The organism is Devosia insulae DS-56 (assembly GCF_000970465.2).
Taxonomy (GTDB): domain Bacteria; phylum Pseudomonadota; class Alphaproteobacteria; order Rhizobiales; family Devosiaceae; genus Devosia_A; species Devosia_A insulae.
The window spans coordinates 1-10,200 of the sequence record NZ_LAJE02000234.1 but is presented as its reverse complement, the minus strand read 5'-3'; the positions used below and the strand labels follow the sequence as shown (position 1 = coordinate 10,200).

The window sequence follows — 10,200 nt, the reverse complement described above, 5'->3', positions numbered from 1 at the left end:
CCCCCTCCCCTTCTCTCTCTTTGCGTTGCCTTCCGCGTCGCCCCTCCCGTCTTTGTCCGCCTTCGCCAGCGGCCCGCTCTCGTCGTCGTCCTCTGGCCGGGTGCTGCCCGCGGTGTCCTTCCGGCTCTCTCCGCCCTACGGTGGCCCGTCGCCCGAGCTGCGCCCGCTCCTCCCCTGCTCCTCGCCCCCCTTGGCCCTCGCTTCATCCTTCTTTCGCCCGCTGCTCTCGCCCTCTTCGCGCTCCTTCCACCGCTTCGCGCGCGTCCGCGTCCCCTCGGTGCTCTCGCCGGGCGCCAGCACGATCACCCCATCCTCCCTGTCACCAAACCCCTCCGGCCGGTTGAATGCCCCCGACGCGTTGGTCTGCGGTTCGACGCAGAACACGTTCAGCGCCGGATCGGCGTAGAACATCACATGCTTGTAGGGTGTATCGCCCTTCATGGTGATCCCGGCGCCGCGACCCGGGAAGCGCAGCGTCGCGCTGCCATCCCAGCCGCCATAGTCGCTGCAGCGCCAGTAGATCGGCAGTGGCGCCGCCGTGTTGAAGGACACCTCCGGCGGCAGCGATACCCGCTGCCCGATCATCCCTTCCGGCTCGTTGAGGTGAAAGCTCGTGGCGCCGAACTGCAGCGTCGTATCCGCATCCCGGTCGAACCACGGGTGATGCCCGAAGCCGAACGGCATCCGGCGTTCGCCGGTATTGCTCACCCGCGTTATCAGCTCTAGCCCGGTATCGGTGAGGATGAACCGTTGCTCGGCGCGATAGGAATAGGATGAGGGGTCGGCCACCTCCAGCGTCAGCACTGCGCTGCCCGGTCCGGCCTGTTCGGCGCTCCATGGCCGATGCCAGGCGGTGCCGTGCACGTGATAGATTTCTGGTGGGTTGTTGGCCGCAAAGTCATTGCGCCGCCCTTCGAAAGTGAAGGCATTGCTGCCGATCCGGTTGGCGAACGGGATCATCGGGAACGACGCGACGCCCAGCACGTTGCCGGCGCCGCGGTTAGCGTCCGAGAGCGGCCGCATCACGTCGATGCCGTCAATCCGGAAGCGCGCGATGCTGCCGCCGATATCAGGCGCGAGATCGACTGCCAGCAGGCCGGCGCGCAGTTCGAGATGCTCAGAAATTGCGGCCATAGCCGGCACTCCATCCCCCGTCGACCGACAGCATCTGACCGGTGGTGTAGCTGTTGAGCGGGTCGCAGAAGAACAGCGCCGTGTCTGCAACCTCGGCCACCGTGCCCGGCCGCTTCACTGAGGCATGCCCGAGCATTGCGGCATCGCCTGCCACCACCTTTTCGCCGATGGCGCCGACGCCAAGCGCGTTGACCAGCACCTTCGGCCCGAGCTGCATCGCCATGGTGCGCACCGTCGCCAGCACCCCGGCCATCGCCACCGAGAACTCGGCATGCCGCCGCATCGGCATTCCCGCCGCGGCCGAGACGAGAAACAGCACGCGTCCGCTGCCGCGCGCGAACATCGCCTCGCCTGTGGCCATGGCCGACTGCAGCTGCGTCGCCGGATCGTAACCGGCAACCGGCAGCAGCGGCAGCGAGACGATCAGGATGTCCGGCACCGGCGCCACTGCGCCAACGGTTGCGCCATTGCTCCTCAGCGCATCGAGCACCGCACTGGCGACCGGGTTCTGCTCGCCGCGCAACTCGACGAATGTGTTCTGGAGTTCGATCCGCATCTGCCGCCTCACATCATGTAGCCGGCGGTCCAGCCGCCATCGACGGCCAGCACCTGGCCGTTGATGTAGCCGGCGCCGGGCGAGCTCAGAAACAGCACCGCCTCGGCGATTTCCTCCGGCGTGCCGGGGCGTCCGAGCGGCAAATGCTGCATGAATTCCGCGGTGCGTCCGGCGAACTTGCCGTCGGCGCCGTAGAACAGCGAGCGCGTTCCCTCGGTCATGATCGAACCCGGCGCGATGGCGTTGGTGAGGATGCCCTGCGGGCCCAGTTCCAGCGCCATCGAGCGGGTCATGTGGATGATGCCGGCCTTGGCCGCAACGAACGGGCTCTGCAGCCGCATCGCCGCCAGCCCCACCACCGAGGCAATATTGATGATCCGTCCGCCTTCCCCCTGCCTGACCATCGGCTGCAGCGCCGCATGGCTCATCAGGTAGAGCCCGTCGAGGTCGATGCGGGTGATGCGCTCCCATTCCTCGAGCGGGAACGTATCGATGTTCACCCGATGGACGAAGCTGTTGACCCCGGCATTGTTGACCAGGATGTCGATCCTGCCATAGCGGGCGATGGTCTCGGCCACACCGGCCTCGGCCGAATCGCGGCTCGAGATATCGATCGTCGCCGCCATGGCACCGGGGAGCGTCGCGGCGTAGGCCTCGGCCCCTTCACGGTTGATATCGGCGACCACGACGCTGGCGCCATTGTCGCTCAGCCGTCGTGCGATGGCGCGGCCGATCGCCCCCGCCGCGCCGGTGACCAGGGCCACCCGCCCGTTCAACTCCACCTGCATTGGCACGACTCCTCCAGCCCCGCACCAGTGCTATTATAATATCTCGCCCAGAGCGGCAATTGCGCTTTGGGCTAAGGGGACCGAGACCTCATGACGCGACCCTCGCGTCCTTCAGCGGCCGGTTGAGCGCCCGGCGGGCTTCGCCGGCCATCTTTACCAGCGTCATGTGCATGTCCTTGGACGAGGTCAGCTCACTCTCGAACCAGATGCGGCGGATGTCGTCGCCGTCGGCGAGGTCCATGCCTTCGGCATCGACGCCGATCAGCCGCCACTTGCCCGGCGCTGCCTTGGCGAAGTGCTCGGCATAGAGCCCAACCGCCTCGCCGTGGTCGTCGTTCATGTGCTCGATGGCATCGGGCTCGCTTGCCGCCAGTTCCGGATTGGCCGGGTTGGCGTTGAGGAGGTTGTCGCGGGTCAGGGCATAGGCGCGCCCGAACCCGGCATTGAACGAGGCGCTCCTGGGCTCCAGCCGGAAGTACCGAAAGTCGCCGAGGCTCGAATAGAGCTTGGCCTTCTGCTGGTGGATCAGGTAGCGCGTGTCGAGCCGCTGGTGCTCCGCGCTGTCGCGCTCCACTTCGCGCGCTTCCGCGGCGATGCTGACGCGGGCATGCGCCAGCGGATCGCCCTTGCCCGGATAGCCGATCAGCAGCGAGCAGCGTGGATCGGCGAGCAGGGCGCCGGTATGGGCGGCGAGCTTTGAAATCAGGATAATCGGCGCACCGTCATAATCGGTCGAGACCCCGACGCGGGTGGCGATCGGCCAACCGGTACCCGGCTCGATCGTTGCGATCGCACCCGAGCGCGCCGAGCGGATCAGCGTCTTGGCCTCGCGCACCGCATCGGCGGTGGTCTCGATCAGCACGTCCTTCTTTTCATCCATCTGCAAGACTCACTTCTTGAAATAGACCGGCACGGTGAACGACCAGCTCGATCGCCCCGCGGCCTCGGGAATCGGGGGGAAGGGCGCGGCGCGGTCGACGGCCGCCAGCGCGGCAGTGTCGAGCGCAGCATTCCCCGAACTGCGGGCCAGCGCGACTTTCGTCACTGTACCACTGGCGCCGACGGTAAAGCTCACCAAAGCTTCGCCGGCATCGCCCCGCGCCTTCGAGGGGTACTTGGCGGCGCGGGTGACCTTGGCCTGCACCAGGCCGGGGTACTTGCTCGCCGCGGCGCTGCCGCCGTCATTTTTCTTGCCGGCGCCGCCAGCCGATTTCTTGCTCGCCGCCCTGTCCGCTTCGGCATTGCCGCCGTTGCCGAGGCTCGCCTGCTGCGATGGCTTCTTCTTCTCCGGCTTTTTCTCCGCCGGCTTTTCGGCCTGCTTCGGCTTCTCAGCCGGCTTGTCCCTGGGCTGCTCTTTCGGCGCTTCCTTGATTGGCTCGGCCTTGGCCTCGACCGGCTTGCGGACGATGCGCGGCTTGGGGATCGGCGCCACCTGCAACTCGTCTTCCACCACCGGGGCAAGGCTTGCCGTCTCCAGCGGCTGCACCACGTTCACCGGCTGCACCAGCGCCGGCGGGATCTGCTGGATCGCCGGCTCCGGCGTCAGCTGAGCTATGGTCGCGGTGCGTACCGCCTCGAGCGGATCGGACTGCGATGGCGCGACGCTGTCGGCAACCACCGTCGCCGCCCGATCCACCATCTGCGGTATCGCCGCTTCGACCGGCGCGATCGGATCCGCCGCCGCGGTCAACACTTCGGCCGAAGCGATCTCCTCACTCTCGACCGGCGTGATCTCTGCCACCTCGACTGCCGCGGCCACGGTTTCGACCGCCTTGGCCGGCTCGGCCTCCGCCACCTCGACCACCTCGGCCTCGGGTATTTCCTCTGCCTCGACCTCGGCGCCCGCCGAGACCAGCGTTTCGGTCGCTTCGCTGATCTCCTCGGTCGGATTGCTTGTCGCCGTGTCGACCGAGATGATCTCGACAGCCATCGATTCCGCCGCCGTCTCGTCGACGGCAGGTTCAAGGTTCAGGAACACGAACGCCCCGGCGATCAGGCCGATATGGATACTGGCGGAAGCGAGGGCGGCCCTCTTCATCTTACGGTTCGCGCTGCTGGGTGATCAGCCCGATGCGGGCATAGCCGGCGCGACTGAGGTCGCCCATCACCTGCATGATCAGCCCATAATCGGCGGTGGCATCGCCCCGGATGTAGAGCCGCTGCTGCGTGCCAGCGTCGCCCGCTGCCGCCGCCACCGAGTTCAGCAGCGTCTCGAGCGAGATCTCGTCCTCGCCGAGATAGACCTGGCCCTCTGGGGTCACCGAGATGGTGAGCGGCTTCGATCCCTCGACCTTCATTTCCGGTGCGTTGGTCTGCGGCAGGTCGATCGGCACGCCTGAGGTCAGCAGCGGCGCCGTCACCATGAACACGATCAGCAGCACCAGCATCACGTCGACCAGCGGCGTCATGTTGATCTCGCTGATCGCCCCACGTCGGCCGCGCTTCCCGCGCGCCCCCTGCAGCGACATGCTCATCCGGCATGCCTCCGTGCATCGAGCTGCCGCGACAGCAGCACCGAGACCCGGTCGGCAAACGCCTCGAGCCGGCCGATCAGCCGCCCGGCATCCCCCGAAAGCTTATTGTAGGCAATCACCGCCGGAATGGCGGCGAGCAGCCCGAGCGCCGTAGCAAACAACGCCTCGGCAATGCCCGGCGCCACCACCGCGAGGCTGGTGGATTTGGCGGCGGCGATCGAGGTGAAGGCGTTCATGATGCCCCACACCGTGCCGAACAACCCGACGAACGGTGCGGCGCTTCCCACCGTCGCGAGGAGCGACAGGCTGCGGTCGAGCTTCTCGCTCTCGGCTGCCACCGTGGTGTCGAGCACGATCCTGAGCCGCGCCTGCAGCCCGCCGGAATTGGCGGCATTGTCGGCATGGCTGCCGTTCCATTCTTCCATCGCCGCGGCGAACAGCGCGCCGAGCCCGGTGCGCGGGCGGTCCTTTACCCGGGCGTAGATCTGCGTCAGCGGCTCGCCTGAGGCGAAGATCTTGTCGAACGCCTTCATTTCACGCCTGGCGCGGGCATAGGCGGCGGCCTTGGCGAAGATCACCGCCCAGCAGGCGATCGAGGCGAACAGCAGCCCCAGCATCACCGACTTCACCACCCAGTCCGCCTGCATGAACAGCGCGAACATCGACATATCGTGTGCCGCCGCAACCGGCTCGACCGCTTCGATCACCGTTTCCATCAGATGCCGAACTCCACCCCATCGAGGCGCGACACGGTGCTGAGGCCAGCGAGGCAGACTTTCGGGTCGAGCCCGGTGCCCTCGCAGGCCACCACGTCATTGATCAGCACCCGGCTCACCTTGTCGCAGCCGAGTTCGCCGATATCGAACTGCAGCACCCGGGTCTTGCCCTCCGGCATCGCCTTGAAATCCAGCGACACCAGCCGCTCGATGCCGCCGCCGGCGCCGAACAGCGCAATCTCGAAGGCCGAGCGCGTCAGCTCGGTGCCGAGCGTGTTGGTGGCAAGGAAGGTGACGCGACAGCCGGTTTCGCTCGGGGTCAGCGCGTTGAGCTCGAGCGCCAGGCTGGGGGGCGGCGGGGCGTCCTGCGCCAGGGTCGGCGTGGCGCACAGCGTCGCCAGCAGCAATGCATGGGTGAGGCGCATCGGGCGCTCCTATTTGTTGAGGACGAGTTTGCCCTGCCGGGTGATCCGCAGCCGGTAGGTGAGGCCCTGGTGCGCGATGCCGATCTCGGTGGCGCCGTGGAACAATTCCTCGGTGGTGAAGCTCGGCAGGTTCGCCTGCGCCTCGGTTTTCGCCGTCGTCTCCGGCAGCGCCGTCATGTCCTGTAAGTCCTCGAGTCGCACCCTGGTCACCCCGACCGCCTGCCGTCCGTTTAAAACATGAGTGTGATTATCAGAATTATACTGACGCGCAAGCGCCACAATGTCGCCGGTCATGGGGAAGGGGCCGGTGAGAACGCTTGAGAGCTCCGGTGCTAAGGGCAACGGGCTAGCGGCGGCGCCATGACCCGGCCGCCTTAGCTGGCAAGCCCACGGATGGCCTTCTTCAGCGCGGCGATCCGGAAGATGGCGTTGGCGGCGCCGTAGCCGCGGTAGCTACGGCGCTCCACCACCTCGAAGAAAAAGCCTTGGCCGAAGGTGGTGCTGTAGAGCTGCAGATACTCGCCCCACTCATCGCGGTCGTAGAGGATGTTGTGCTTGCGCAGCCGGTCGGTGAACTCAGGCTCGAGGCCGAAGCGGGCTTCCACGTCGTCGTAGTAGTTCGGCGAGATCTGCAGCGAGCGGAAGCCGTTGCTGTCGAGGGCGGCGGCGCTGGCGAAGATGTCGCTCGTTGCAAAGGCGATGTGCTGGATGGCCGAGCCGAGCTTGTCGGCGAGGAAGTGGCCCGCGAGGGTCGCACTGTTTTCGGCGCCGTTCATGGTGATGCGGAGCGCCCCCGAGCTGTTCTCGATCACCTGGCTGCGGACGACCCCCGAAGGGTCGACGATATCCACCATCGGGGTTTTGTCGGCCAGAAAGATCGAGCTGTAGAACAGCAGCCAGGTCGGCATCTGGTCGTAGGGAACGGTTTGCGCCAGGTGGTCGATGCTGTTGAGGCCGGCTGGTCGCGGCAGTTCCTCGAAATCGAGACCGGCTGGTTCGAAATCGATCTGCTGAAACCGGCCCAGCTTGCTGGTGCCATCGACGAGATAGAGCAGGCTTCCGCCGATGCCGCGGATGGCCGGGATCTCGAGTTCATCTGGCGCCACCGCTTGCTGGAATTGCTCGGCGCCCAGGGCAAGCGCCCGCGCCATGGCCGCGCTGGCGTCGTCGACGACGAGGGCCAGTGCATAGGCCGACGTTCCCTGCAACTTGAAGGCGGTGTGCGCATAGCCGGAACCCTCGGTATTTATGATGATCCGGATCTCGCCCTGCTGGTAGAGGGTCACCTGCTTGGAGCGGTGCTCGGCGATCCTCGTGAAGCCCAGCGTGGTCAGCAGTGCGCCAAGGTTGAGGGCATCGGCCGCATCGGCCGAAAATTCGACAAAAGCGACGCCCTTGACCTCGATGCGGTCGGGAATCGGCTCGAGCTGCAACGTCTCCGACCCGGTCGCGCGGCGCACTCGATCGCCGAGGTAAATGAGGGAGCGGTGGCCGTCTGCGGCGATCGATCGCGCAGAGCCGCCGCGAAACTGATCGTTGAAGATCTCCAGCGAGAAGTAGCCGTCATAGCCGGTATCGACCACGGCCGCGGTGAACTCGGCCACCGGCAGATCCCCTTCGCCGGGCATGTTGCGGAAGTGGCGGCTCCAGTACAGCAGGTCCATGTCGATCTGGGGCGCATCGGCCAGTTGCACGATGAACAGCTTCTCCCTGGGGATCGAGCGGATCGAGTTGATCTCGATGCGGCGGGACAGGCTGTGGAAGCTGTCGAGCACGAGGCCGATATTGGGATGGTTGGCTCGCCGCACGATTTCCCAGGCATCGCGGTGGTCATTGATGTGCTTGCCCCAGGCCAATGCCTCATAGCCGACGCGCAGCCCGCGCCTGCTGGCACGTTCCCCCAGCTCATGAAAGTCGTCGGCCGCCCGGTCGATCCCGCCCAGCGCCAGGGTCGAGACATTGGAGCATACCAGCAGCAGATCCGTTCCGAGCTCCTGCATGATGTCGAACTTGCGCTCGGCGCGATCGAAGGTGCGTTGCCGGTGCGATGGCGGCATACCTTCGAAGTCACGGAACGGCTGAAACAGGCTGATGTCGAGGCCGTGGTCGCGCACCATCCGGCCGACGTCTGCGGGGCTGCCATCGAAGGCGAGGAAGTCATTCTCGAAGATCTCGACCCCGTCAAAGCCGGCAGCCGCGATGGCGGCAAGCTTGTCGGGGAGCTCGCCACTGATCGAGACCGTGGCAATCGAGGTCCGCATCGTCTCCTCCAATAAACGAACTAGTTCGTACATTATCGGTAAAGACTGATCGGGTTATGGTCAAGTTGCCGCTGGCGGCCCCTACTCGGTGGGCAGCTTCTCCGGCCGAACGATGTAGCGCAGCACCATGTCGACCGAGTTGCGCTTCAATGCGGCCTGGACCTTGGGTGCGCTCAGGTCGCGGCCGAAGAGCTTGGAGAACGTCGCTCGATTGGACACGTTGAAGAAGCACAGCGCACTGATCTGCCAGTGCAGTTCGATCGGGTCGAGCCCGGGGCGGAACAGCCCTTCCGCCACGCCGCGCTCATAGAGCGTCTCGATGGTCCCGATGGCGGTGACGTTGAGCTGCCGGATGACCTTGGATTTCTCCAGGTACTCGGCGTGGTGGATGTTCTCGATCATCACCATGCGGATGAAATCCTCATGCTTGTGGTGATGCTCGAAGGTGAATTCCACCAGCCGGCGCAGCGCATCGAGTGGCGAGAGCCCGCCAATGTCGAGCTTGGCCTCGCCCTCGCGGACCTTGCGGTAGGCGTTCTCCAGCACGGCCAGGTAAAGGCCTTCCTTGTCGCCGAAGTAATAGTAGATCATCCGCTTGGACGACCGGGTGCGCGCCGCGATCTCGTCGATTCGGGCGCCCGACAGGCCGTTGAGGGCGAACTCCTCCGAGGCGACTTCGATGATGTTGTGCCGCGTCCCCTCAGGGTCCTGGGTGCGGACCCCGCTCTGAGCCTCGGGTTTTGCGGCCTTGGGCGCCATGTAAGGAGCTCCTCCGTCCCTCCCGACGGAGAGATTGACTAAACTAACCAGTTCGTACATCACTGCGCGTACGTAGCCAGACCATTATCGGTGGGGCGGGCCGAATGACAAGGGTGTGACGTCCGATCCGGGCGGCGGCGCCCCGGGCGGCTGGTGGAGACGAAAGTGATTTCAGCCGTTGTCGACGAGGCCCGGAGGCAACTGGGCGACCTGGTCGCGACGCGCCGCAAGGCACAATCGGCGGATGGTCGCCAATTCCTCGTCGGACTGCTGGGGCGCGGCATCCAGGCCTCCAAGACGCCTCGCATGCACGAGCTCGAAGGCCGGCGCATCGGGCTCGGCTACACTTATGTACTGATCGACTTCGACACGCTGGGGCTGGCCGATCACGATCTCGGGGCGATGATCGAGCTGGCCGAGGCGCTGGGCTTTGCCGGCCTCAACGTTACCCACCCGTTCAAGCAGGCCGTGCTGCCGCTGCTCGACGACCTTGCCCCGGAGGCCGCGGCGATCGGGGCTGTGAACACCGTTGTGCTCGAGGCCGGCCGCCGCACCGGCCATAACACCGACAGCTGGGGCTTTGCCGAGAGCTTTCGCGAGGGACTCGCTGGCGCGTCGATGGAGGCCATCGTGCAGTTCGGGGCAGGGGGCGCCGGCGCGGCAGTGGGGCACGCGTTGCTGTCGCTGGGCGGGCGCAAATTGACGCTGTGCGAGACAGAGCTCGGTCGCGCCAGGGGCCTCGCCGAACGGCTGAGCGAGCGCTTCGGCGCTGAGGTCGACGCAACGGACGATCCGGCGCTGGCGCTTGCGGGCGCCAGCGGAGTGGTCAACACCACGCCGGTGGGAATGGCCAAGTACCCGGGGCTGGCGTTTCCAGGCGAACTGCTGCGCGCCTCGCACTGGGTCGCCGAGAGCATCTACTTCCCGGCCGATACGGGGGTGCTGGGGGGCGGGCCGGCAGGGTGACCGTGGTCGGCATTCTCGCGCCGGTCTCGCGGGGGCCGATGCTCGGTCTGAGCGCAGTGATCGGGTGGCGCGCCGGGGAGCGCTACCGGGATTTCGAAGGCGATATCACGACGCTCTAGCT

At 66.2% G+C, this 10,200-nt stretch carries 12 protein-coding genes; 1 reads left to right on the top strand and 11 read right to left on the bottom strand.

Annotated features, from left to right (window positions below; genetic code table 11):
• Window positions 1-135 precede the first annotated feature (135 nt).
• The 11 genes from VW23_RS16740 to VW23_RS16695 all read right to left on the bottom strand — a co-directional run bounded on the left by VW23_RS16740 (window position 136) and on the right by VW23_RS16695 (window position 9,113).
• Entirely contained in the window at window positions 136-1,134 is a 999-nt protein-coding gene (locus VW23_RS16740; RefSeq protein WP_069910690.1) for an aldose 1-epimerase, read from the bottom strand.
• A complete protein-coding gene (locus VW23_RS16735; protein ID WP_069910689.1) occupies window positions 1,118-1,690 on the bottom strand; it encodes an SDR family oxidoreductase in 573 nt (190 codons plus the stop codon). Before VW23_RS16735 ends, VW23_RS16740 begins: the two co-directional genes overlap by 17 nt.
• An 8-nt stretch (window positions 1,691-1,698) precedes the next feature.
• Window positions 1,699-2,478: an SDR family NAD(P)-dependent oxidoreductase gene (locus VW23_RS16730; protein WP_069910688.1), complete on the bottom strand. Its 780-nt coding sequence runs from the start codon at window positions 2,476-2,478 to the stop codon at window positions 1,699-1,701.
• 88 nt (window positions 2,479-2,566) lie between these two features.
• Window positions 2,567-3,358 carry a HugZ family pyridoxamine 5'-phosphate oxidase gene (locus VW23_RS16725; RefSeq protein WP_069910687.1) on the bottom strand — a complete coding sequence of 264 codons (792 nt, stop codon included), beginning with the start codon at window positions 3,356-3,358 and terminating at the stop codon, window positions 2,567-2,569.
• Between the two features lie 9 nt (window positions 3,359-3,367).
• Window positions 3,368-4,516 carry an energy transducer TonB family protein gene (locus VW23_RS16720; protein ID WP_069910686.1) on the bottom strand — a complete coding sequence of 383 codons (1,149 nt, stop codon included), beginning with the start codon at window positions 4,514-4,516 and terminating at the stop codon, window positions 3,368-3,370.
• A gap of 1 nt (window position 4,517) precedes the next feature.
• The gene (locus VW23_RS16715; protein WP_069910685.1) at window positions 4,518-4,952 is read right to left on the bottom strand and encodes an ExbD/TolR family protein; all 435 of its coding nucleotides are present in this window, start codon (window positions 4,950-4,952) and stop codon (window positions 4,518-4,520) included.
• Window positions 4,949-5,656 (bottom strand): protein TolQ, encoded by a 708-nt coding sequence (gene tolQ / locus VW23_RS16710; protein ID WP_425285214.1) that lies wholly within the window; start codon window positions 5,654-5,656, stop codon window positions 4,949-4,951. The genes VW23_RS16715 and tolQ overlap by 4 nt, the downstream gene beginning before the upstream one ends.
• An 11-nt stretch (window positions 5,657-5,667) precedes the next feature.
• A complete protein-coding gene (locus tag VW23_RS16705) occupies window positions 5,668-6,093 on the bottom strand; it encodes a hypothetical protein (RefSeq protein ID WP_069910683.1) in 426 nt (141 codons plus the stop codon).
• A 9-nt stretch (window positions 6,094-6,102) separates the two neighbouring features.
• Entirely contained in the window at window positions 6,103-6,303 is a 201-nt protein-coding gene (gene hemP, locus VW23_RS28310; protein WP_244513625.1) for a hemin uptake protein HemP, read from the bottom strand.
• A gap of 164 nt (window positions 6,304-6,467) precedes the next feature.
• A complete protein-coding gene (locus VW23_RS16700; RefSeq protein ID WP_069910682.1) occupies window positions 6,468-8,354 on the bottom strand; it encodes a bifunctional sugar phosphate isomerase/epimerase/4-hydroxyphenylpyruvate dioxygenase family protein in 1,887 nt (628 codons plus the stop codon).
• Between the two features lie 81 nt (window positions 8,355-8,435).
• A complete protein-coding gene (locus tag VW23_RS16695) occupies window positions 8,436-9,113 on the bottom strand; it encodes a TetR/AcrR family transcriptional regulator (protein ID WP_069910681.1) in 678 nt (225 codons plus the stop codon).
• Window positions 9,114-9,278: 165 nt separating this feature from the next.
• On the opposite strand from VW23_RS16695, the gene VW23_RS16690 reads away from it, so the two are divergent.
• Window positions 9,279-10,079: a shikimate dehydrogenase gene (locus VW23_RS16690; protein WP_069910680.1), complete on the top strand. Its 801-nt coding sequence runs from the start codon at window positions 9,279-9,281 to the stop codon at window positions 10,077-10,079.
• The last annotated feature ends 121 nt before the right edge of the window (window positions 10,080-10,200 follow it).